This is a genomic window from Paenibacillus dauci (assembly GCF_000971985.1).
Taxonomy (GTDB): Bacteria; Bacillota; Bacilli; order Paenibacillales; family Paenibacillaceae; genus Saccharibacillus; species Saccharibacillus dauci.
Genome location: NZ_KQ040799.1, coordinates 262,196 through 287,142 on the forward strand (window position 1 = coordinate 262,196; position 24,947 = coordinate 287,142).

Annotated in this window: 18 protein-coding genes and 1 riboswitch; of the genes, 11 read left to right on the forward strand and 7 right to left on the reverse strand. The window is 48.0% G+C overall.

The window, feature by feature from the left end; translation table 11 throughout:
• Positions 1-55: 55 nt before the first annotated feature.
• On the reverse strand, positions 56-556 hold the full coding sequence (locus WH46_RS04640) for a hypothetical protein (protein WP_046225887.1): 501 nt from the start codon (positions 554-556) through the stop codon (positions 56-58).
• Positions 557-886: 330 nt separating this feature from the next.
• Between WH46_RS04640 and WH46_RS04645 the strand changes: the two genes are divergently transcribed.
• Together WH46_RS04645 and WH46_RS04650 are read left to right on the forward strand one after the other, a co-directional pair.
• Complete coding sequence (locus WH46_RS04645) at positions 887-2,656, forward strand: alpha-glycosidase (protein WP_017812492.1); 1,770 nt, start codon at positions 887-889, stop codon at positions 2,654-2,656.
• Positions 2,657-3,036: 380 nt separating this feature from the next.
• Positions 3,037-3,978, forward strand: a complete 942-nt coding sequence (locus WH46_RS04650; RefSeq protein ID WP_026136099.1) for a cation diffusion facilitator family transporter — start codon at positions 3,037-3,039, stop codon at positions 3,976-3,978.
• A 269-nt stretch (positions 3,979-4,247) separates the two neighbouring features.
• Here WH46_RS04650 and WH46_RS04660 read toward each other — a convergent pair whose 3' ends face one another.
• Positions 4,248-4,916 carry an SGNH/GDSL hydrolase family protein gene (locus tag WH46_RS04660; protein WP_046225889.1) on the reverse strand — a complete coding sequence of 223 codons (669 nt, stop codon included), beginning with the start codon at positions 4,914-4,916 and terminating at the stop codon, positions 4,248-4,250.
• Positions 4,917-5,438: 522 nt separating this feature from the next.
• Here WH46_RS04660 and WH46_RS04665 point away from each other — a divergent pair.
• The 3 genes from WH46_RS04665 (at position 5,439) to WH46_RS04675 (ending at position 10,896) form a co-directional block, all read left to right on the forward strand.
• A complete protein-coding gene (locus WH46_RS04665; protein WP_046225890.1) occupies positions 5,439-7,565 on the forward strand; it encodes a BglG family transcription antiterminator in 2,127 nt (708 codons plus the stop codon).
• The gene (locus tag WH46_RS04670) at positions 7,562-9,535 is read left to right on the forward strand and encodes a PTS mannitol transporter subunit IICBA (protein WP_046225891.1); all 1,974 of its coding nucleotides are present in this window, start codon (positions 7,562-7,564) and stop codon (positions 9,533-9,535) included. Before WH46_RS04665 ends, WH46_RS04670 begins: the two co-directional genes overlap by 4 nt.
• A 206-nt stretch (positions 9,536-9,741) precedes the next feature.
• Positions 9,742-10,896: a mannitol-1-phosphate 5-dehydrogenase gene (locus WH46_RS04675; RefSeq protein WP_046225892.1), complete on the forward strand. Its 1,155-nt coding sequence runs from the start codon at positions 9,742-9,744 to the stop codon at positions 10,894-10,896.
• A 113-nt stretch (positions 10,897-11,009) separates the two neighbouring features.
• Here WH46_RS04675 and WH46_RS04680 read toward each other — a convergent pair whose 3' ends face one another.
• The 4 genes from WH46_RS04680 to WH46_RS04695 all read right to left on the reverse strand — a co-directional run bounded on the left by WH46_RS04680 (position 11,010) and on the right by WH46_RS04695 (position 16,054).
• Complete coding sequence (locus WH46_RS04680; RefSeq protein ID WP_046225893.1) at positions 11,010-12,035, reverse strand: EAL domain-containing protein; 1,026 nt, start codon at positions 12,033-12,035, stop codon at positions 11,010-11,012.
• A gap of 419 nt (positions 12,036-12,454) precedes the next feature.
• Positions 12,455-14,767, reverse strand: coding sequence for a bifunctional 2',3'-cyclic-nucleotide 2'-phosphodiesterase/3'-nucleotidase (locus WH46_RS04685; protein ID WP_046225894.1), 2,313 nt, complete (start codon positions 14,765-14,767; stop codon positions 12,455-12,457).
• A gap of 398 nt (positions 14,768-15,165) precedes the next feature.
• The gene (locus tag WH46_RS04690; protein ID WP_017814055.1) at positions 15,166-15,351 is read right to left on the reverse strand and encodes an aspartyl-phosphate phosphatase Spo0E family protein; all 186 of its coding nucleotides are present in this window, start codon (positions 15,349-15,351) and stop codon (positions 15,166-15,168) included.
• 286 nt (positions 15,352-15,637) lie between these two features.
• Entirely contained in the window at positions 15,638-16,054 is a 417-nt protein-coding gene (locus WH46_RS04695) for a pyridoxamine 5'-phosphate oxidase family protein (protein ID WP_046225895.1), read from the reverse strand.
• Positions 16,055-16,270: 216 nt separating this feature from the next.
• Positions 16,271-16,381, forward strand: a riboswitch (TPP riboswitch).
• A gap of 79 nt (positions 16,382-16,460) precedes the next feature.
• Here WH46_RS04695 and WH46_RS04700 point away from each other — a divergent pair.
• The 5 genes from WH46_RS04700 (at position 16,461) to WH46_RS04720 (ending at position 20,444) form a co-directional block, all read left to right on the forward strand.
• The gene (locus WH46_RS04700) at positions 16,461-17,504 is read left to right on the forward strand and encodes an ABC transporter substrate-binding protein (protein ID WP_046225896.1); all 1,044 of its coding nucleotides are present in this window, start codon (positions 16,461-16,463) and stop codon (positions 17,502-17,504) included.
• A gap of 133 nt (positions 17,505-17,637) precedes the next feature.
• On the forward strand, positions 17,638-17,928 hold the full coding sequence (locus WH46_RS04705) for an MTH1187 family thiamine-binding protein (protein WP_017814052.1): 291 nt from the start codon (positions 17,638-17,640) through the stop codon (positions 17,926-17,928).
• Complete coding sequence (locus WH46_RS04710; RefSeq protein ID WP_017814051.1) at positions 17,928-18,722, forward strand: ABC transporter permease; 795 nt, start codon at positions 17,928-17,930, stop codon at positions 18,720-18,722. Before WH46_RS04705 ends, WH46_RS04710 begins: the two co-directional genes overlap by 1 nt.
• Positions 18,715-19,569 (forward strand): ABC transporter ATP-binding protein, encoded by an 855-nt coding sequence (locus WH46_RS04715; protein ID WP_052714116.1) that lies wholly within the window; start codon positions 18,715-18,717, stop codon positions 19,567-19,569. The genes WH46_RS04710 and WH46_RS04715 overlap by 8 nt, the downstream gene beginning before the upstream one ends.
• A complete protein-coding gene (locus tag WH46_RS04720; RefSeq protein WP_082208306.1) occupies positions 19,566-20,444 on the forward strand; it encodes a TatD family hydrolase in 879 nt (292 codons plus the stop codon). The genes WH46_RS04715 and WH46_RS04720 overlap by 4 nt, the downstream gene beginning before the upstream one ends.
• Positions 20,445-20,706: 262 nt before the next feature.
• Here the strand turns inward: WH46_RS04720 and WH46_RS04725 are convergent, their stop codons facing one another.
• Positions 20,707-23,013 carry a response regulator gene (locus tag WH46_RS04725; protein WP_052714117.1) on the reverse strand — a complete coding sequence of 769 codons (2,307 nt, stop codon included), beginning with the start codon at positions 23,011-23,013 and terminating at the stop codon, positions 20,707-20,709.
• A 395-nt stretch (positions 23,014-23,408) separates the two neighbouring features.
• On the opposite strand from WH46_RS04725, the gene WH46_RS04730 reads away from it, so the two are divergent.
• A complete protein-coding gene (locus tag WH46_RS04730) occupies positions 23,409-24,794 on the forward strand; it encodes an MDR family MFS transporter (RefSeq protein ID WP_046225897.1) in 1,386 nt (461 codons plus the stop codon).
• The last annotated feature ends 153 nt before the right edge of the window (positions 24,795-24,947 follow it).

Genomic DNA, 24,947 nt, shown 5'->3' on the forward strand with positions numbered 1-24,947 from the left:
CTTTGGGCCGAAGGGATTCTCCTTTTTAATTTACTATTCAAAAATCAGGTTTGATTTAGCTTTCTGCTTGCAGCTTGTTCATATCCGTATCAATATGGACTTTCAGCTGGCCTTTCATTTCAGCAGAACCAGAAGATACAGTAATCATGTATGTACCAGATGCCAGCTTGTCACTAGTATAGAATTTCTGATAATCAGATGTAGGCTTTACTGTTCCGGACAGGACCTGTTGTCCGCTGCTATGATTTTTATTTACGGTAAAAGTTATGTTCTGTGAACTGTCATTCTTTATACTGACTTTTATATAGCTTTTCGGGATGGTGATTTCTTTCTGAAAAGTGGTATTGTCCAACGAATCATTAATAATCATTCCATACTTGGTTTGGGAAGTTATTTTATTACTATCAGTGTTTTCTTCTGCAGCAGAGGACGAATTGCTATCTACCACAGTATTATTGGAGAATATAATGATTTGCCCAAATGGTCTGTAGATCAGAATAATCGTTAAGACGATGAACAATAATATGATTATAATGATAATTTTCTTTTTGCTCATTTCCCAGCTTCTCCTTTTATTGATTAGTAATCGCTCTCATGGATACAGCAACAGTCTACCACAATCAGACGCAAATTTATAAGAATCTGCGTGATAAGTATATCGCAGTCCAGTCCAATGAGACGATCGCCAAAATCCAAAAGTTAATTGGTAACACTAGTCTTGGTTACAATACCGTAGATCCGTATGCTATATAATAAAATCATTATCTTCACTATATCAAGACGATTTGGATACTCCTGATTAAAAGAGATTCCAGATTATGGTTCCACCTCCCCCTTTCGGGGTAAAAATCGTTAGCATTTACATAACCGTACAGGAGGAACATTCATGCTCATTGAAGCCGTCTATCACCGACCAAAATTAAACTGGGGTTATCCATACGATCGCGAGACGATCCATCTTCGTCTGCGTACCAAAAAGCAGGATGTTAAGCAGGCCTGGGCACTCGCCGGAGACAAGTATATGTGGGAGAAATCCAAAGAACTGGTGCCGATGAGCATCTTTGCAACGGATGATCTGTTTGATTACTGGGAATGTGCGGTCAAACCGCCATATCGTCGTCTGAAATACGGATTCAAGCTGGCGGATGATCAGGAAGTTATCTGGATGGACGAAGACAAATTCGGCGCCGAAGAACCGCAGATGGATCGTCTGTTCGATATTCCTTTCATTAATCCGGTCGATGTATTCACTACGCCGGAATGGGTAAAAGACGCTGTTTTTTATCAGATTTTCCCGGAGCGCTTTGCCAATGGGGATACGTCCAACGATCCGGAAGGCACGCTGCCATGGGGCGGCAAGCCGGAGTGGAACAATTTCTTTGGCGGGGATCTGCAGGGCATTATCGATCATCTGGACCATCTGACCGAACTGGGCGTGAATGCGATCTACCTGTGCCCTATTTTCAAAGCAACAACCAACCATAAATACGATACCGAAGATTATATGAAGATCGACCCGAGCTTTGGCGATGAAGAGACGCTCAAAAAGCTCGTCAACACCTGCCATAGCAAAGGCATCCGCGTGATGTTCGATGCGGTATTTAACCATTCCGGCAAAACGTTCGCACCCTTCGTCGATGTACAGGAAAAAGGCGAGAAGTCCAAGTACAAAGACTGGTTCCATGTACGCAAATTCCCGCTGGCTGTGGAAGACGGTATTCCAACGTACGATACGTTCGACTTTGAGCCGCTGATGCCGAAGCTCAACACCGAGAATCCGGAAGTCAAAGAATATCTGCTTGGCGTGGCTCGCTATTGGGCAGAAGAGTACGGTATCGACGGCTGGCGTCTGGATGTGGCGGACGAAGTGGATCATCAGTTCTGGCGCGAATTCCGCCTGACACTCAAGGCGATCAACCCGGATATTTATATTCTCGGCGAGATCTGGCATGAGTCGATTCCATGGCTGCAGGGCGACCAATTCGACTCGGTGATGAACTATCCATTCAAAAATGCGGTAACGGATTTCTTCATTAAAGACACCACCGATGCGCAGACATTCTCGCACGCGATCGGCAACCAGATGTCCCGCTATCCGCGTCAGGTGGCAGAAGTCGCTTTCAACCTGATCGATAGCCATGATACGCCGCGTGCACTGACCGTCGCTGGCGGAGATAAAAACCGTCTCAAGCTGGCTGCGCTGTTCCAGATGACCTTTACCGGTGCACCTTGTATCTATTATGGAGATGAAATCGGTATGGAGGGCGAAGGTGATCCGGACTGCCGCCGCTGCATGGTCTGGGAGGAAGACGAACAGGATCGTGAGCTGTTCGCCTACTACCAGCAGATTATCCGTATGCGCAAGCAGTACCCGGCACTACGCCAGGGTACCTTCCGCTTCCTGCACTCCCGCAAGGGAAGCAATGAACTGGTATATGAGCGTTTCGACGATCAGGAGAAGTTCATTATTGCAATCAACAGTTCTACTGAGCCGATCGATATCGAGATTGATATCAAAGGAACCCATTGGGAAGATGTACTGGAAAATCGCGAACTGCAGCTGGAAGGCGGTATCCTGAAATACCAGCTGCCCGCCTATGGTTACCAGGTGCTACGCTGTCTGGATAAAGACAAAAAACCTCAGCAAACCGGCTGAGCAATCTAAGGCTATGAGTAACCTATACACACTGACAGGATCATGCATTTGTCTATCAATTAGACGACTGCGTATTCTGTCAGCAAGCGCCTCTTCTGTCCGCAGACGAGGCGCTTTTCCTGTGTAAATTCGTCCGGTTTATTCTCTTGGTTAAACGGTGGATTTGTGCTATATTAATACTTCGTGTCATTTATTCCCATGCTGTTTGGGACGTTCACTGCTATGTCTCATTCTGCTGAATGGCAGGGATTGATAGGTAGGAATGCTGCCGATTACAGTTGATTCATTTCGTTTACATAATAAACAAGCTTGTTATGTTATCCCTATGCTGATATGCCGATATTATAATGGCATGATATAGATTGCAGGAGGCCATAGTAATGAGTAGAACTCTTAATCCATCTATGCTTGCGGCATGGGCCAGTCTGATCAGTAATATCTTACTGACCCTGCTCAAGCTGATCGTCGGTGTACTGTTCAACAGTCAGGTATTGATTGCAGACGGTATCCATAATGCCGGAGATGTGATCGCTTCGGCGACAGCGCTCGGCTCCATGCGGATCTCGTCCATGCCACCCGATGAAGACCATCCGTATGGTCACGGCAAAGCCGAAGTCGTCGGAGCCAGTGTGGTTGCCGGTATCCTGCTGATTGCAGCGCTGTATATCGGTTATCATTCTTTTATGCTGCTGTTCGAGCCGCCATCACAACCACATATCATTGCGCTCATCGCCGCATTTATTTCCCTGATCTGGAAACTGCTGCTGTACGTGTACACGATGCGGATCGGACGCGAGACCAACAGCAAAGGCCTAATCGCGACAGCGCAGGATCATCTGGCAGACGTATATGCCTCGGCAGCTGCCTGTGCCGGTATCGGTCTGGGTCTGATTGGTGAAGCGTACGGCTGGTCGCTGCTCTCCTATGGTGATCCGCTCGCCGGTATGATCGTGGCCCTGCTGATCCTCAAGCTGGCCTATGAGACAGGACGCGACTCAATCGATATTCTAATGGAGAAAGCTGTTCATCCGGAAAAAATCGAAGCCTATACTACGGTGCTCAAAAATATGCCGGAAGTCAAACGAATCGACCGTATCCGTGCCCGCGAGCATGGTCAATATATTGTAGTCGATGTGCGAATTGGTGTAGATGCGACCCTGACGATTCAACAGGGACATGATATCTCGCGAATCATGAAGAAGAATATCATGACCGTAGATACACAGGTTACCGAAGTTCTCGTCCATCTGAATCCATGGTATGCCGGGGAGGAACCGGCGCATGAAGTGACAGTGGAATTTGATTCACGAAAGCCTTTATAGCCTGCTTGAAGTTCAGTTATACCTGTCGTAATGGCTGGGATCGCTGCAGATTGATCTGTTGGCACTCGTATTTCCTGCAACGAACCTGTTGCTCTTCATACCATATTTTGCTTTTATATTTTTGGCTTCTGTAATAAAATGCCCTGCTTTCAGTCCGATATCCATGGCTGAAAGCAGGGCTTTTTTGGGCGTTCGATAAATAATGATCATGACCGTGCAGCAGTTGATCCGCTGTCTGCAAGTTACTCTTTCGATAAATTGAACTTCTTTTAGCCAATTCGAGCCGGACTATTCTGAACAACTTCAAGCCAGTGCTTGGCCAGTAATCCGTGACCTGCAGTCGTCGGATGGATACCATCCCATATCCAGTACGAAGCCGGCGCCACTGCACAGGCATCATCCAAAACATCCTGCAGCGGGACAAAGACAGCATCGAACTCATCTGCCAGTCTTCGTACAGATGCCGCGCAATCTGCCACGGCCGCTTGCCAGCCAATCCAGTCGTCATCTGTATGTCCCCCCGGCAGAATAAATGGCTCGCATAATACCAACTGGACCTCCGGCAGTTCTGTCCGTGTATGCTGCAGTAGCTGACGATAGTTATTTTCATATTCAGCGCTATCAAAACCTCCGCGTGCTGTTATCGACATCAGGATATCGTTCACACCGATCAGGATACTGATCGTATCTGGCTGCAGCTGCAGGGCATCTTCATGCCAGCGATTCTGAAGATCGGTGACACGATTACCGCTAATCCCCCGATTCAGGAATACCGGCCGGGAGGCTGCCAGAGTGTGTCCCAGTTCGGCTGCAATCCAGAATGCATAACCATGACCCATCACATGATTGGGATCAGCATCCCGTCCACGATTACCATCGGTAATCGAATCTCCCTGAAATAAAATGGTCCGCCGATTATGTACTTTATTCTGATCCATGTTCCCTGTCTCCTCTCTGCAAAACCCTGTTCATTCTCTCCTTCTAAACGTATTCGGTACCTTCTCGTATTCTCCTATCTTCTGTCTATTTTCGATTTTACTGAATATTTATGCGTTTTACTTTCTGAAAAATGTTTAGACAAGTTTTGTTCCGGTTTAATGGATGAAGTAATCAGTATGGCATAGACTCATATCATCCATCCGAGTCTTGTTTCCAAATGTTCCTTTTGTCACTATTTGTCGCATCCTACCAGCCGATAATGATCTGGATGACCTACAAAAACAACCATCTACAGACATCCTCGTCTATACAAAAAAGGAACTTTCCCTATCTGTTGATATACCCATTTCTATTCTTTCTTTACCTTTGTCCCTTATGGTTAAAGGACAAATCAAGGCATCTTTCCATTGATCTCTACCCCTCAGAAGCTTAAACTTTTAAGTATAAGAACTAGTTCTATTTTCTCACACTGCTTTCATGATATCGTTTTCAATCGGAATTTGGAGAGGAGGCTGTCGATTTTGGAGAAGCTGACCGCACGGCTCACGATGATGCTGCAGTTTCTGGTCGGTTCTCATGGAGAGTATATTACAATCCGTGACCTGTCAGATCATCTGGATGTGAGTGAGAAAACGGTCAAGCGTGAACTGCCGGCTGCCGAAGAGTGGCTGCGCAAGCACAAGCTGAAGCTGCTTCGCAAACCCGGAACAGGACTTGCCCTAGAAGGCAATGAATCCGACTTTGCCAGTACACAGCGTGAACTGGAAGAACAGACACCCCGGAAAGACTATACCCGCGAAGAACGGCATTACTTCATTATCAGCGAGCTTCTCTTGTCCAAAGAGCCGATTAAACTATATTCGTTTGCCTCTCAGTTCAAAGTAACAGAAGGCACACTGAGTAATGATCTCGACCACATTGAACAGTGGCTGTCCTCTTTTGGCATTACACTGGTACGCAAACCAGGTCTTGGCATCTATGTTGAAGGCACCGAGAGTCATATCCGCTCTGCACTGATTCATCTGCTATATGAGAGTGTCGATGAATACCAGCTGAATCATCTGGTACGCGAACCATTGGCTACCGATGAAGAAGCTGGACGTGTCCAGTTCCATATTCGCAATCGATTGCTGAATCTGGTCGATGATGGAATGATGGATCAGCTTCAGCAGTATCTGAGTGATCTGGAACGGGATACTCGTATCAAATTGACCGATAGCGCGTACATCGGCTTGACGGTGCATCTGGCACTGGCGATCGAGCGCATCCGGCGAGGACAGCGCATTACGATTGCGCCCCGCATTTTGGATGAACTCAAGCAACTCAGTGAATTCCAGACCGCACGCAAGCTGGCAGAGCGTCTGGAGCAGTCATTTAACATCCTGATTCCCGAAGATGAAATGGGTTATATCACCATGCATCTCAAGGGAGCCGAGACTCGCCTTAATGCCGAATCAGATCCCTATTACGAGCATGTAAGCTTCGAACTGGTGAAGCTGGCGCGGGATATTCTCAAAATGGCAGAGTCCGAGACCGGATTTGAACTCAAAGGCAATAGCAAACTGTTCGCCGGGTTTATTAACCATCTCGGTCCGGCAATTGAGCGGCTCCGTCTGGGACTTGATATTCGCAATCCACTGCTCACTCAGATTAAGGAGCAGTATGGGCCGACTTTTGAGATTGCACGCAAGTGTTCCCGGTTGCTCGGTGAATTCACTCACCGGGAAGTCCCGGAAGCGGAAATCGGTTACCTGGCGATGCATATCGGCGCCATGTCCGAATATGCAGCTGCCCAGCGTAAGCCGGTCAAAGCCATTATCGCCTGTGCCAGTGGACTGGGAACATCCAGCCTGCTCTCGATTCGGGTCAAGCGGGAATTCCCGTCACTGCAGATTATCGATGTTGTCTCTTCGGCAGAAGCAGTCAGATTGGAGAATCGAGCAGATATTATTATCTCTACAGTCGAAGTCGACAGTCAGCTACCGACCGTCCGGGTCTCTCCCCTGCTATCGCCGGAAGATATCCGCGATATCCGTAGTGCCGTATCCCAGCTGGAAGTGAGCGTAGAGAATACGCCTATCGATCAGCCAGCTGCCGATCCGGCTACACGGTTGACCGATACACTCGGTAATCACAAAGAGACGCTTACTGGGATTCTGGATCTGACTGCCGGATTGGTAATTAAGGATCAATTCCGGATCTCATCCGTCTCTGATCTGATCCACCGGATTGCCGGCATGTTCACGGCGTCGACGGAACGCTCCGGCATTCTGGAGCAGGAACTGCACGAACGTGAACGTATGGGCGAGACGGTGTTATCACAGGACGGACTGATCCTGCTTCACTGCCGCTCCAGTGTAGTGAACAAGCTCTTTCTCGGTATTATCCGCTTCAGTGATCCCATATCGGCAGTGAGCAGTCCTACCGAGCTGTATGCTGCAATCGTGCTGCTTGCCCCGAGGGACAGCAGCAAATCCTATCTCGAAGCTGTAAATGAAGTCAGTAAATCGCTGATCGATCGACCCGGTTTTGTGACCCGGCTGGTCTCCGATCCCCCTGCCGGACTTCAGGCAGAGATCTCCAGCATGATGAAAGATCTGTACACACGCAAAATAGAACAATATATGATGGAGGTCGAACAATTATGAGCACTGTAAATGCTTCTGCTCGCGAGAAGAAAAGCGCCAGAGACCGCGTCCAGGCATTCGGACGTTTCCTGAGCGCCATGATCATGCCGAATATCGGCGCATTTATCGCATGGGGTCTGTTAACTGCCCTGTTTATTCCTACAGGACGTATGCCAAACGAAGACCTCGCTAAACTGGTTGATCCGATGATTAAATTTTTGCTGCCTCTATTGATTGCTTATTCAGGCGGTAAAGTAGTTCATGGACATCGTGGTGGTGTGCTAGGGGCTATTGCAGCAATGGGCGTTATTGTCGGTTCTGAAATTCCAATGTTTATTGGAGCCATGATCATGGGGCCGTTAGGCGGATGGATCATCAAGCAATTCGACAAATTAGTAGAAGGCAAAATCAAATCGGGTTTTGAAATGCTTGTTAATAATTTTTCTGCCGGTATTATCGGTATGTTACTGGCTATAGCCGGTTTTTATGGAATCGGTCCACTCGTTGTAGGATTTACCAATCTGTTGGAAGCGGGCGTCAACTTCCTGATTAACCACGGATTATTACCACTTGTTTCTATCTTTATTGAACCTGGTAAAATTCTGTTCCTTAATAACGCGATCAACCATGGTATCTTTACTCCACTGGGTACGCAGGATGCATTGGAACATGGTAAATCCATTTTCTATTTGCTGGAGGCCAATCCGGGTCCAGGTCTGGGCCTTCTGCTTGCATACTGGGTATTTGGTAAAGGCTCAATTAAAGGTTCTGCACCAGGTGCAATCATCATTCAATTTTTCGGCGGTATTCACGAAATCTACTTCCCTTATGTATTGATGAGACCAATTCTGTTCCTGGCTGTTATTCTTGGCGGTATGGCAGGTGTATTTACCAACGTATTATTGGGTTCCGGTTTAACCGGTGCTGCTTCGCCAGGTAGTATCATTGCAATCATGGCATTAGCACCCCAAGGTGGCGAACTTCATGTAATTGCTGGTATTGCTGCAGCTACAATCGTTTCATTCCTTGTCTCTGCTCTCTTCCTGCGCAAAGCTGCAGTTGGTGATGAAGACTTGGAAAAAGCACAGTCTGCTTCCAAAAACATGAAATCCGGCGGCAATGCTGGTCCAGCACTGACTACATCTGCTGATCTGCAAACCGGTGAAGTTCGCAAAATCGTATTTGCTTGTGATGCAGGTATGGGTTCCAGCGCAATGGGTGCTTCTTCTTTCCGTAAGAAAGTACAGCAAGCCGGTCTGCCAATTCAAGTAACCAACTCTGCAGTTGACGCGATCCCTGGGGATGCCGATATCGTCGTAACACAGCAGAACCTGACCAGTCGTGCACGCGGCAAAGCGCCTAATGCACAGCATGTATCGATCGATAACTTTATCAATAACCCGATCTATGATGAAATGATCAACAAACTCAAAGCAACTGCTGCCGGCAATGCAGAATCTTCAATTCCTGATGAGGCTGTCGGCGTTAAAAAAGAAGTAAGCGAAGTGCTGAGTCACAATGCTCCACATGTGGTAGAAGATACCAAAGATGGCGTACCTACTTCCGGTTCCAGTGTACTGCGCAAGGAAAACATCGTCATGGGTCTCGCCAGCGAACCCAAAGAAGAGGCTATCCGCAGAGCAGGCGAACTGCTTGCTGCTTCCGGTTATGTGAAGCCTGATTATATAGCTGCCATGCACGAGCGCGAGAAAGTTGCTTCCACTTATATTGGTAACGGTGTAGCTATTCCTCACGGTGTAGGCGAGGCGAAAAAGCAAATTCAAACCTCCGGTATTGTTGTTCTCCAGTATCCAAACGGCGTTGAATTTGAAGGTGGCAAAGCGTATCTGGTTATCGGTATTGCTGGTGCGGGCGGTGAGCATCTGCAGATCCTGACCAAGATCGCTGAGACGATCGAAGATGAATCTGTGGTTCATCATCTGGCCAAAGTTACGGATTCCAACGAAATCTATCGTACATTCTCTATCTAATATAACAAGCTTCTTATGGTTAAATCAGCAGCGCATTAGCTGCTGATTTAACCTGTTTATCCATATTCCTGCCCGTAGACGATGTGTATACGGGCACCTATTTACGGCTGCTGCCCTTTTTGTCCATGATTATTGAAAGCCAATATCCGGCTATCTGAATCTTACTGCAAACCGGCAGCAAGCCCATACTTACGGAGGTGCAAGTTATGAAAAAAGCTATTCAGTTTGGTGCAGGTAATATCGGTCGCGGATTTATCGGAGCGTTGCTGGCAAATGCCGGATATCAGGTGGTATTCGCAGATGTCAACGAACAGATGATCCAGGAGCTGAATGAGAAAAAAAGCTACCAGATCCATATCCTCGACCTGGAGAAAAGCGTAGAGACGATTACCAACGTCTCCGGCTGCATGTCCAATGGACCGGAAATCATTGACGAAATCGCCAGCGCAGAGATTATTACGACTGCAGTGGGTCCGAATGTGCTCAAGTTCATCGCTCCTACGATTGCCCAAGGGATTGAAGCCCGCCGTGCTGCCGGTGCAGGTCCACTGAATGTGATCGCCTGTGAGAATATGGTTGGCGCAACCAGCCATCTGCAGGAGCAGGTAGAGAGCCATTTGTCCGAAGAAGGCAAAGCCTATGCACGTGAGCATGTAGGATTTGCCAACTGTTCTGTAGACCGTATTGTCCCTCCTTTCCAGGGTGAGAACCTGCTGGATGTGGGCGTAGAAGCATTCCATGAATGGATCGTGGAAGAGCCGAAGCTCAAAGGCGGCACTCCGGAGATCGACGGCATGAAGCTGACCGACAATCTGGTCGCTTATGTACAACGCAAGCTGTTCACACTGAATACCGGTCATGCAATCACTGCCTATCTGGGCTTCCTGAAAGGAATCGAGACGATCGACCAGAGTATCCAGGATGAGTCCGTACGCTCAATCGCCCGTCCTGCCATGGAAGAAAGCGGCGCAGCACTGGTGAAAAAATACGAATTCGACGCTGCCGAGCATGCCAAATATATCGATAAAATCGAGACTCGTTTCAAAAACCCATATATCCGCGATGAAGTCATCCGTGTCGGCCGTGAGCCGCTGCGCAAGCTGGGTCCTGCCGATCGTCTGATCGGTCCTGCCAATATGGCTGCCGAGCTGGGATTGGGCCGTGATCACCTGCTGCAGGGTGCAGCAGCTGCCTTCCTGTATGACAACAATAACGATCCACAGTCTGCCGAACTCCAGGCGCGTATTCTGGCAGAGGGCGTAGGTTCTGTAGTAAGTGATGTGACCGGCTTTGCCAAGGATAGCGAAGACTATAACAAGATCATGGCTGCTTACGAGAAATTTAAAAGCTTGAAAGCTTAAGTTGGACCAATAAGCTGCTATCGCTCGCTGAATAAAACAAAAGCCCCTAAGCAATTAGGGGCTTCTTTTTTTACATATAGATAATCAGATGTACATACATATACGGTTAAATATCAGAGTACGGCAAACGGACGCTCTGACGGCTTGCCAAACAGATAGCCCTGCGCCAGATTAATACCAATACTGCGACAAAAGTCGAATTCCTCGCGCCGCTCGATTCCTTCAGCCAGCACATGACTGCCAATATCCCAGGTGCGTTCGGCGATATTGCGGATATCTCGCTGTTTTTGTTCGTCCTGGTCACAGCGGTCGATTAGGCCACGATCGATTTTGACATAATCAGGCTTGAGCTTGCCGATCAATTCAGGAAGGGAATACCCTGATCCTACATCATCAAGTGCCACATTAATTCCGTTACTGCGATACACATTAAAGATATCCTGCAGCTTGGGCATTTCCATAATATTCTCGGTCTCGACCACTTCAAATACAAAATCCTGCGGATCCAGCTTCAGACGCTCAATCGCTGCAAATGTATGACTGAGACAGTACTGCGGATTATAGATCGATGATGGCAAAAAGTTAATAAACCGCTTCACACCGGTTGGCAGATGAAGTGCACTGGTCTCAATCGCCGAGATCCGCGCTGCACGATCCAAAAAGGAATGCAGACCGGTACGATGAGCTACTTCGAATAGCTTATACGGCTGAAATCCCGGACCATCCGGAATCGGACGCAGCAAAAACTCATACGCCATAATCTGCTCCTGCTCATCCACAATCGGCTGCATATGGCTGGTAAACTGCTTTTGCCGGATAATCTCGACGATATCATGATGCTGCAGGCGCGTGATCAGCGTCGACAAAGGGAACCATGAAGGTTCACCGCCAATATTATCGACTCCCAGAATCCCGATCGACAAATCATCGCCCTGCTCACTCGGAAGTTCTCTGACCCAGTGCAGAATATCCAGCATCTGCTCACGGGAGTAGTATGAGATGGAACCAATATCTTCTACTATATAAATGTCATATGCCTGCTGTCTGATTAACTGCTCAAGAGAAGGAGAAAGCGGGCGCAAAGACACCGTACCTTGATCTTCAATCGGTTGAATAAAACTGCATCCGCTACAATTCATGGTGGTCCTCCCTGTTACTAAAATACAATATGCGGGTGTTCACGTTTTTAATCCCTATATATATCGGTTGGCAGAATCCGGATCGTAATACTATTTCTTTACTCTTTCCGAGAAGTTTACCTGTTTTGATAAGATATTTTTGTATTGGAGAAAATAGGTGATTTAAACAAGCGGCATAGTGCGTTAGAATGATACAATATGTTTATATACCCAATAATAGTACTTTTGTAACAGGATATTAGACGTATATAAAAATAATTAAAGGATTCGGATGATCACATGGCAAATCTTTATCATAACGTGTCTATCCGATACAATGATCATATTTAATACATACGCATAGATAAAAAAGACTGCCGGAAATATTCCGGCAGTCTTTTGGTTGATGGAGTCATCGTCATTAATCTGTATTCACAAGATTAGCTGGCTGGAATCTCCAATACATCGCCTACCTGCAGACGAGTAGGATCCGTGATTTTGTTGTATTTGGCAAGTTCCTGCCAAGTCACACCGTATTTGATACTAATGCGATAAAGGTTATCGCCTTTTTGGATCGTGTACGTATCTCCATCTGCTACCGGAGCTGGCTTAACCGGCTTCGCTGGCTTGGCAGGAGCAGTAGGTTTGGCTGGTGCTGGTTTGGTCGTTGTTGGTTTGGCTGGTTTCACTGGTTTTGCCGGTTTGTCCGTGGCAGGCGCCGCTGGCTTGGTACCTGCTGCAGGTGCTGCTGTTTTGGACAGGTCAATCGTATAGTTGGCAAATCCATCTGTACCTTCACCTGCATAGGCAATCGGCTCACTCGTGCTGCCTGCAGCCAGAGCTGGTGCTGCTTTCAGCGCATCCTGTGCTTTTGGTGAAGAGGTAAAGGTTACTTTGGCACTGCCTTTGACAGGCGCCAGAGACCAGTTATTGTCCGCTGTCGGGTTGATTGTACCGTTCTCGCGGATATAATCGATAATGACCTGACGGTTCTCATCCGGGGAAGCCAGAACGATACGTTTGCCGTCCGGGTTTGCCAGCTTGGATGAGGAAGCACGGTAGTTATTGGTCGCTACGATAAATTCCTGCTTTGGATCGATCGGCTTGCCGTTGTACTGCAGATTAACGATACGGTTGGCAGATTCATTAACCACGGTGCCTTTGGCATCGTATTTCTGCGGCTGAGTCACGTCGATCTGATACGTTACACCATCGATCACGTCAAAGTTATACGTCGGGAAATCCATATTGATCAGTGGCTGATCGCCGGATTTGGATGGATCGATCTGGTTGAATTGTCCTGCGGACCATTCCAGCCAGTTTTTCACTTCTGCGCCATTTACTTTGACCGCATAGACCGTATTTGGATACACATACAGGTCAGATACGTTTTTGATAGCAATCGTGCCGGCTGCAATATCGGTGTAATAGTTCGGGCCGGAGCGTCCACCTGCTTTGAATGGGGCACCTGCAGACAGAATAGGCAGTTTCTCATAATCAGTTCCCTGCAGCTTCTGTTCCAGATACCATTTCTGTGCATTCGTTACGATCTGAATCGATGGATCATCCTGTACCAGTGCAAAGTAGCTAGTAATACGGGAAGTCGTCTTGCCTACTGGGCCACGTACATATTCCAGTGTCTCTTCGTGCTCATGGTAGACAGCGTCCACAACGCTCTGATCGGCTTCTACCAGCGCTTTTTTGGCTTTGGCATCATAGATGGGACGTGCTTCGACTTTGGAGTCGGTCACTTCCCAATCCTCGCCTTTTTGGGTCAGCTGCAGATCAATGATTCCGAGATGATCGCCCCAGAATCCAGGCTCTACGGAAGGTACACCATTGATCGTACCTTTTTCCAAATCAACGCCTGTTTTGCCTGCAAAGTCAGCACTCGGGAATACTTTGTGCGCATGACCGAACATGATCGCATCAATATCCGGCACCTGGCTCAGATACAGTACGGAATTCTCCATCAGTTCGGTTTGCGGAATATCTTCAAAACCGGAGTGCGGAACAGCGATAATGATATCTGCTCCCTCCGCTTTCATTTGCGGAACGAATTTTTTGGCGGTTTCAATAATATCCTTGGCTACTACTTTACCTGCCAGGTTGGCACTATCCCACTGCATGATTTGCGGTGGTACGAAGCCGATCACGCCCACTTTGATCGTATGCTTGGCGCCCTGCTCATCGGTTACTTCCTTGTCGAGGATCTTGTAAGGGGTAAAGTAGTTTTTCTCGCCTTTGCCTGTACCATCATCTACATAGATGTTGGCATTAATATAAGGGAAATTGGCTCCTTCGATCGCAGTCTTCAGGAAATCGAGACCATAGTTGAACTCATGGTTCCCAAAGTTACCGACATCGTAGCCAAATTGGTTCATAGCTTTGTATACCGGGTGAACTTCGCCTTCTTTAAGCGGTTTCACTTTGGCGACATAGTCAGCCAGCGGTGTACCCTGAATCAGGTCACCGTTATCCACCAGTACGCTGTTGGGAGCTTCTGCGCGAGCTGCCCGGATCAGTGTCGCTGTCTTGTCATAACCATACTCATCTGTCGGTTTATCCGAATAGTAATCATAGTTCATAATATTGGTGTGAATATCCGTCGTTTCCATGAGGCGAAGCTTAACAGTTGCACCTGCAGCAGCAGTCGTATCCGCTGCAAATACCGGTACAGCCGTGATGCCAAACAGCTGCAGCGCTGCAATCGCCGCTACTGTTTTCTTGAGTGTCTTTTTCCCCAGTTTCAAAATTAAAACCCCTCCCGAGTATATTCAGCACGTATACGTTCTCTGATTCATTCAATATAAACGCTTACACTCACCTATGTATAAAAAATATGTAAAGCTGGTATGAAATCTGTATACGGATTTGCGCTACTAGTTACATATTACAAAATGAATATAGGAGTGCAGACGCATAAAAGAGCGAAGTATATAGCTGCATGAGAGAATTTTATACTATAGACTGACATATTTGAAGGGATATTTGATCCAATTTTTAAATTTTTGTAAAAATAGTTACAAAAAAGACGCATATATTACATATATACGTCAGTTATTTTTGCGGTTTTTTATCCAAATCCAGCTTTGCCTGGCTGCAGTTTAACTGCTCTTTGTTCCGATAAAGAGGATTTTGTATATCCTTATTAGCTCCAGCCTGTTGCAGTATGGTCACCTTTGCGGTGTTTATGCTGCAAATAAGAGTCCAGAATTCGATCCAGCTGCTCGGATTGATCGATTACCCGGTGATCACGAATCCCATGCTCTTCGGCCATCTGATTCAGTATGCGGCGTTCCTGTTCAATCTGCTGTTCGATCTTTTTCAGGTCCAAGGAAAGCACCTCCTGTAGATTACCCCTTTCACTTCTCGCCATTACCTTATATTTGAAATAGATAAAATTTGTAGTAATACATTGTTTATACCCTAAAATCATGCTCTTGATCAAGTTCCTACGGTCCCTATTTTATCCTTTTATTGGAAACAAAAAATGACAAAAAATCCGGTGTCGAATTCTGTAGTTTGCCTGCGCATTTTACAAAATTCGTCACCGGATCGTACTACACTATATTGAATTTCCTGTTATACGAATCGTTGCCGTATTCGTATCAGAAAGGCTATTAAGCATTCCAGGTCTGTTTTTGACCTTCTTTGTCGGTATATTCAATTGTTTGTGGAGTAATATCCAGTACTACATAGTCGGGATCATCCGGTCCGGAGAACCAGTTTTTGAATTCATCTTTCCATACACGCTGTTTCAGCTCATCATTGGTCGATACCGCGCAGGTTGCTTCAATCTCAACCACTTCATTATTGCCGCCTTTTTCGTAACCGAGCAACAGATAGCAATGAGGATTTTGCTCGAGCTCATCCACTTTTTGCGTTTTGCGGTCTGTCGCCAGATGAATATTCAAACCTTCATTATATACCGCCATATAGCGTACCTTTGGTTTATTATTCTCCACTGTGCCGAATGCACAAAAACGGTTTTCTTCCAGTGCTTTTACGATAGATTGTTCAACTGATGTTTGACTCATGATCAAGCTCCTTCCGCAATATGGACTTGGATTATTCAATACACCCTGGATAACAGGGCGCTGAATTTTATATAGTACTTAACTTTGAGTGCCTGTATGGATACTTACCCGGTCAGCAGCAAACTGAACCTTCCCCGTACTCCTGCCTGTTCCCCGGATGCCTCACTTGCTGGACAGCAGGCAGGCTCTCGTCTATAATTACACCTAGAAAAAGCGCATACGATCTGGGGGAGCTGGGCTAGCCGGCTGAGAGTGTATTCCATCAATACAGACCCTTAATACCTGATCTGGATAATGCCAGCGTAGGAAGCGAATCAAGCATTGTATGTGTTCTCATACGATATGCACCTATGTCGTCCCGATCCGGGGCGCTTTTTTTATATACAGAGGAAGAAGGGGTAGAGAAATGAACAGACACTGGAACAAGCTTCTGCCGCTGCTGGCGGTATGCCTGCTGCTCATCACTGCAGGATGCGGAGGCAAAGGAAGCAGCAGTCCGGCCGATAACAGCCAGGGAGCCGAAGGAGCAAGCAGTAGCGCCCTCAAGGATGTACAGGTTGTACTGGACTGGACACCGAACACGAACCATACCGGTCTCTATGTAGCCCAGCAAATGGGTTACTACAAGGATGCCGGGTTAAATGTAGAGATTATTACACCGGGACAGGGCGGCGCCGATACAATGGTTGCTTCCGGGAAAGTTCCGTTTGGTATCAGCTATCAGGAAAGTGTTACCCAGGCCCGTGTGCAGGGTGTACCACTCGTCTCGCTAGCCGCCGTGATTCAGCATAACAGCTCGGGCTTTGCTTCACCGGTAGACCGTAATATCAAGACGCCCAAGGATATGGAAGGCAAGTCTTACGGAGCCTGGGGCTCACCGGTCGAGGAAGCCGTGATGAAATCAATCATGACAACCGACGGCGGTGATGTCAGCAAGGTCAAAAGTGTGAATATCGGAGATGCGGACTTTTTTACAGCGGTCAAGAAAGGCATTGATTTTGCCTGGATCTTCTACGGATGGACCGGGGTCGAAGCCGAGCTGCGCGGGGAACCGCTGAACATGATGTATGTAAAAGATTATTCGCCGAATCTGGACTACTATACGCCTGTTATTGTAACTAACGAAAAACAGATCCAGCAGGACCCGGAGCTGGTGAAGGCCTTTATGTCGGCAACAGCCAAAGGATATGAATATGCCATCGCCAACCCGGACAAAGCCGCTGATATTCTGATCAAGGCTGTACCGGATCTCGATCCCGAACTGGTCAAAGCAAGCCAGAAGTGGCTGTCTCCCAAATATCAGGACGATGCCAAGCAGTGGGGAATGCAAAAACCGGAAATCTGGTCAGGTTATGCCGACTGGATGTATGAGCAGGGTCTGCTGGATGCCAAACTGGACGCTTCCAAAGCATTCACCAACGATTATCTGCCGGCTGCCGGTACCAAGTAAGCTTCCGAGTTATTCCCGGCGTAACCGATAAATGATCGACAGTTCACTGCTCGTCTTTATGATTCGTACCTGTATTTATTGCGCACAACCGATCCTATTTTCTACCTAATACATCTATCAGGAGGTTATCACTATGGCTACTACTCTACTGAGCATTCAGGTTATTCCCAAAACACCCAACAATGAAAATTCCTATGATTACGTGGATGCCGCTATCGAAGTTATCCAGGCTTCCGGACTGAAATATGAAGTACATCCACTGGAAACGACGCTGGAAGGCGAGCTTCCGCAGCTATTGGAAGTTGTACAGAAGATGCACGAGGCGCTGGTGGAAAAGGGCAGCCCGAGTATCATTTCCCAGATCAAAATCGCGCATAATCCATCCGGCATCAGCATGGACGGACTAACGGAGAAATACCGCTAATGTCCATCAGAGCATGGTGGAAAGGCATATGGCCGCCCTTTGGGGCGGTCGTTTTGTTGCTGGTCCTGTGGCAGCTCGCCACTTCCCTTTTCCAGATTGAAGACTGGATTTTGCCAAGTCCTGCGCGTATCGCCCAGGAAGCAGAGAAAAGTTACACCAGTCTGCTCGGACATACGTGGGCGACCCTGAAATTGACGCTATCCGGATTTGGCATTGGAGCGGCGACCGGGCTGATCGTTGCCGGTGTGCTGCACTATATTCCTTTTCTGCGCCGGGCGCTATACCCACTGCTGATTTTGAGTCAAAATATACCGCTGATCGCACTCGGACCGCTGCTGATTATCTGGTTCGGTTTTGGGCTGCTGTCCAAACTGATTGTGATCGTACTGGTCTGCTTTTTCCCGATCACGGTGGCAGCACTGGGCGGACTCGCCGGCACTGACCGGGTGATGATGAATTATATGCAGATGATCGGAGCCACGCGTGGACAGATTTTCTGGAAGCTGGAGCTGCCTTACAGTCTGCCTGCTGTCTTCTCGGGACTCAAAATTGCCGCCACCTACAGCATTATGGGTGCCATTATCGCCGAGTGGATCAGCAGCAGTGAAGGGCTTGGTTATTATATGCTGCTTCAGCAGTCTGCTTTTCGTACCGACCGTATGTTTGTCGCGATTATGATTGTGATTGCTTTTAGCCTGATCATGTTCTCGTTGATTGTGCTGCTGGAGAAATGGTGTATACGCTGGCAGAATGACAGTACTGCCCATCCCAAAGGAGGAATCGACCGTGTCTGATCCTATTCATCCTGCCGCATCTATCCTGGTTGAACCAGAGGTAGATGCCTCTTCTACTCCTCTCCAGGCAAACGGGAATCCCCGTCCATTCCTGGAACTGCGCGGTATCAGTAAATCTTTTGCACAGGGCAAGCAGCAGCTGCAGGTCATGGAAAATATATCGTTAACCGTACATGAAGGTGAATTTGTATCCGTGATCGGTCCTTCCGGTTCAGGGAAAAGTACCTTGCTGCAGATGATCGGCGGAGTGATGCTGCCGGATCAGGGGGATATTATACTGCAGAATCAGCGGATTAACGGACTGCAGGGCAAAGCCGGTTATATGCCGCAGCAGCCCGCTCTGCTACCCTGGCGTACGATCGAAAAGAATGTGATCCTCGCCCGCGAGACTGCCGGTATGCCGCGTCAGGAATCGTTGGCTCTTGCCCGGAACTGGCTGGACAAGGTAGGATTGGGCGGATTCGCTCGTGCCTATCCACGCACGCTGTCCGGCGGTATGCAGCAGCGGGTCGCCTTTTTGCGAGCACTGCTCGGACCGCAATCACTGCTTTGTCTGGACGAGCCGTTCAGTGCACTGGATGCTTTTACCCGTAGCGAGATGCAGGCCTGGCTGCTACGCATCTGGGAAGAGAACCGGCGATCGGTCGTTTTTATTACGCATCATATCGAAGAAGCACTGCTGCTGTCCGATACGATCTATGTATTATCCAGCCGACCGGCTCATGTCATCCAAAAGGTCCCTGTTCCTTTTCCAAGACCGCGGCGTGAAGAGCTGGTGGATACGCCGGAATTCATCGCGCTGCGCAGACAGCTGACCGAAGCGCTGCGAGCGGAGCTGAACGGATGATGAGCGAACCCTATTCCCTGCATTCTTCAGCGTCGTCTGTCTCTGCTGCTTCGGTATCCAAACTACAGGAAGAATCACCCTTTATCCCGTCTATCGACAGCCATTTTCATCTGGATCAATATGAAGATGATGCTATTCGTCAGATGATGCAGAGTCTGCCGGATCATCAGGTCGAATCGGTGATCGCAGTCTCGATGAATAAGGATTCCTGCCAGCGGATCGAGCAGCTGTCCCGGCAATATCCCGGTCTGGTACACCCTGCTTATGGCTATCATCCCGAGCAGCCTCTTCCTTCCCGGCAGCAGACCAGCGAGCTGCTCGAATGGATAGAATCACGGATGAACCAGTTGGTAGCTGTAGGCGAGATCGGACTGCCTTACTATCTGCGCCAGGAGCTGGCTGAGCGTGGAGAGAAACTGGATGAAGCCGGATATATTCAGCTGCTGGAACAGTATTTGCAGCTTGCCGCCAAGCATGACAAGCCGGTTATACTCCATGCTGTCTACGAGGATGCCGATACGGTATGCCAATTGCTGGAGGATTATCGAATCCGGCGGGCACATTTCCACTGGTTCAAGGGTTCCGCAGTAACTGTCGAGCGGATGGCGCGCCAAGGATACCACATTTCGTTCACGCCGGATATTGTCTATGAGCCGGAAATCCGTGAGCTTGCTGCTGTGTATCCCCGTGAGTTGGTTATGGCGGAGACAGATGGGCCATGGCCTTTTGAAGGTCCATTTACCGGGCAGTCCACTCATCCTCGTATGACTGCAGATGTCTGCCGGGAATGGGCTGTAATTCAAGGGCTGAGCGAGTACGAAGCCCGGCAGATTCTGTATGCCAATACCTGTGCTTTTTATCAACTTAACGGGTGATATGGATTCCTTCTCAATATAGTAGAAAACTTACAATAACAAAAAGCCTGATCGGCAGGAAGGTAATCCTTCTTCAGCCAGATCAGGCTTTTATTATTGTATCGGCAGTCATGCGATCAAATCATTAGAGTGTACCGAAGCTTGCGGTACAGTTGACGACAACCTGTACTCGCAAATCTTTTACTTATTATTTGACTTGTATCATGTGCTGATAAGAATGAGTATACCTATTAATCACTGCAAATAGCTGAATGAAACGATATCAGGCTTTGTAATCATCACTTTTGACGGATGCTGCAGGACTCAGCCATACGAGCAGCATAGAGAACAACTGCTCCATCTGCAGCGGTTTGCTGAGATAATCGGATGCTCCGGCTTGAAGACAGCGCTGACGATCATCCTTCATCGCTTTGGCAGTTAGTGCAATAATCGGCAATTCTGCCCACTGTGACTGTCGGCGGATATTCTCCATCGTCACATATCCATCCATTACAGGCATCATAATATCCATCAGGACCAGATCCGGCTGACCCTGCTCCAGCATTTCCAGTGCTTCCTTGCCGTTATAGGCACTCATTACGTTCATGCCTTTGGATTTGAGAGCACCTTCTAGTGCAAAGATATTACGGAAATCATCATCCACCACCAGGATTTTTTTGCCTTTGAGCATGTCCAGTTCTTCCGGCAGACCGGCGGGAACCGATAAAGCAGTCTCTGGACTGTCCGGTGCAAAGTCTTCCGGCAGTGAAGGAATGTACAGGGTAAATGTACTTCCGCGGCCTACCTCACTCTCTACCGTAATAAAACCGCCCAGCAGCCTTGAGAATTCGCGGCAGATCGATAACCCCAGTCCGGTCCCGCCATAGTCACGGTCAGTCCGGGCCCCCTCCGCCTGACGGAAAGCTTCAAAAACCACCTGCTGCTTGTCCGGCGCAATACCGATCCCGGTATCTTTTACCGAGATGGCGAGCATATGATCTGCCTTCTCCGGCAGGCTGTAACCTGCAGGCAGCGGAACTTTCTCTGCCGGAGCAATCCGCAAGTTGATCTTGCCCTCACTCGTAAACTTGAACGCATTGGAAAGCAGATTTTTGAGAATCTGCTGCAGTCTTTTGCCATCGGTGTAAAAGGTTGGCGGTGCATCGGTATCCACTTCGGTCCAGAATTGCAGATTCTTCTGCTCGGCCAGCTTGTTAAAGTTGTAGCCCATTACTTCCGGAATATCATGGATGGAGATCAGCTCCCGCTGCACCTCTACCATGCCTGCCTCCACCTTGGACAGGTCCAGAATATCATCGATCAATGCCAGCAGATCCTGAGCCGATCGGTGAATAATATGACCATATCCCGGCATTTCGTCTTCGTGATCCCGTGGAGTGCTCTCGGCCACCAGCTGGGACAGAATCAGAATACTATTCATCGGTGTACGCAGTTCATGAGACATATTCGCGAGAAATTCCGTTTTGTAGCTGGAGCTGAGCTTAAGCTGTTCGGCGTACAATTCCAGTTCCTGACGAGTAGTTTCCAGTTCATGCGCTTTGGTCTCCGCAAAATTCGTACGTTCCCGCAGCTGTTCATTGGTCGCCTGCAATTCTTCCTGTTGGACCTGCAGTTCCTCCTGCTGGGTCTGTAGTTCTTCTTGCTGCGCCTGCAGCTCCTGATTCAGGATACGGGTATTGCGCAGCAGTTCATCCACCTGCATCCGCTTCTCGATATTGCTGATAATCGCTCCGAAGCCTACACAGATCTGCTCGATCAGCTGACAGTAACGTGGAGCGAATTCAATCGCTGCTCCAAGCTCCAGTACTGCTATCGTACGTCCTTCAAAAACAATCGGAGTAACCACAATCTGCCGGGGCACAATATGACCCAACCCGGTCTGGATACGGATCGGATAATCTTCATTTGCTGTCAGCAGCTGTGTTTTCTGTTCCAAGGCTGCACGTCCAATCAATCCCTGACCCGGTCCGAATTCATGGATGGTTCCCGTCATATTGCCATGAGCGCCGTACGAATATTCCAGCTGGAACTGATCTCCCTTGGTATCCGGATGCACATAATAGAACAATCCATAGGAAGCTTCCATCAAAGGAACGATTCTGGCAAGCAATTTCTCCGCCAGCTCCGGTGTATTGTTAATCCCCTGATATACGTTGCCGATCTGTGCCAACTGGGTCTGTACCCAGTTATTGTCCTTCATCTGATCCGAAGCTTCCTGTACCTGGCGAGTGTGCTCTTCCAGAGCTATCGACATTTTGTTAAATGCCTCGGCGATATTCGCTACTTCATCTCCGCCTTCTACCTTGAGGCGCGGGATATCCTGTACTTTATCGAAATCCACATCATTAATAACCTGGGTGACCTGCTTGAGTCGTCCGGTTGTACGGCGCAAGGTCCAGATCGTAATTCCGATGCCTGACAGCAGCAGCAGAAAAGCCAGTATACCGGTCAGTACCCATCGTTCGGACATAAGCGTATATTGTAAAAAGAAACCTTCTATAATAATGAATAGAATTGCCAGCATCAGCATAAAGCTAAATCCGATAATCTGTTGGTATTTATAATTCATAAATATTGCATTCTTCCTCTCTCATGATGTAGGCAAGATTATAGCAGAAAAGCTGGCTGAGTATACTCTCAATGATACGTGAACATTGGTACTTTGTCTGTAGAAACTTGGACTTATTTTCATTTAATAGCAGATCGTATTTAGCTTACGAAAGTAAAATAAAAGATTAGCCAGCAATATCAGGTGTGGAATATCCCCTTCCGATTGGACATTGTTAGATGAATTGTAATGGTTTTTGCTTGACGCCTATCTTTGTTCCGGTATACGATTTGGAATGCTTCATGACCATGTAAAGGGTGTAATGGTATCCATTACGGATAATCCCGTACATACGAATAGACAGCAAGTATAGACATTACAATGAAAAATCAAGCAGGAGGAAGGAATCAAACTCTATGTCCAAGCAAACCAACCGGGCAATGGTAACGGTCGGATTACTGGCTGCACTTTTTATCGGTGCACTGGATTCCACGGTTGTCAGCACGGCTTCACCACGCATTATCGATTCACTGGGCGGTCTTAGCCTGATCAGCTGGATCTTCTCCATTTATACATTAACCACTTGTATTGCTACTCCCATCTTTGGCAAGCTGGGGGATCTGTACGGACGCAAGTCGGTATTCGCAATCGGACTCGGCCTGTTTATCGTGGGTTCGGTACTATGCGGATTCGCTGGTTCCATGACCGAGCTGATCTGGTACCGGGCACTGCAGGGAATTGGTGCAGGTGCGCTGACACCGGTTACCTTTACCATTGTCGGCGATCTGTATCCAGGCAAGGAACGTGCCAAAGTACAGGGGATTTTCTCCTCGGTCTGGTCGATTGCCGGCTTGTTCGGACCGCTTGTGGGCGGTTACTTTGTCGACTATATCTCATGGCGCTGGATTTTCTTTATTAATCTGCCGGTCGGTATTATCGCGGTATTGTTTATTTTTATGTACTATCATGAATCCTTTGAGAAAAAACAAAAGTCTATTGATTATGCGGGTGCTCTTACCTTTACGATCGGTATGACCGCACTTCTGCTGGCACTGCTCACCGGTGGCGAGGAGTACACATGGACATCCCCGATTATTATCGGATTATTTATTGTCACTGTCATCTTCATGGCATTGTTCCTCCGTATTGAAAAGCGGGCAGAGGAGCCGATGCTGCCACTGTCCCTGTTCCGTACCAGTGTATTGACCGTGCCTTATATTCTGGCCTTTACGACCCGCTGGACAGTGATGGGGGTAACGGTATACTGTGCACTGTGGCTGCAGGATGTATCGGGATATAGCGCTACTTTTGCCGGACTGGCATTAATGCCGATGTCGATTGCCTGGCCAGTCGCCTCCACTCTGTCGGGACGACTGATGTACAAGCTCGGTGCCAAAGCACTGATCATTTTCGGTTCGGTGCTGGCAGTGGCTGGCAGTCTGCTGGTGGCCATCATGAGTTCGGACTCGCCTTATCTGATTATTGTCGCTTCGCTGGTACTGATCGGCTTCGGGATGGGTTGTATTGTCACTCCGTCGATGGTCATTATCCAGGGAGCGGTAGGCTTCCAGATGCGCAGTGTGGCGACATCGACCAATACGCTGATGAACTCGCTCGGACAGACAGTAAGCGTCGCCGTATTTGGACTGGTGTTCAATGCGATTGTGACCCACAATACTGCCAGTGAGCTGGCGCTTGGTATTCATTATGTATTTATCCTCATGCTGGCAGTCGCTGTAGTGAATCTGCTGGTCGCCCTGTTCCTGCCACCAAGCAGCAGACTGCTGAATCATCAGCAGTAAGGAAGCACGGTTATATGTAGCTATCGAACAGATGAATGCAAAAGGCAGCAGATTTATTTTCAATAAGAGACAGTTGCTGATCAATAAAAAAGGCTGCGATTCCCGAGAATGAGGAATCGCAGCCTTTTTGTGAACACGAAAAATATTATACCT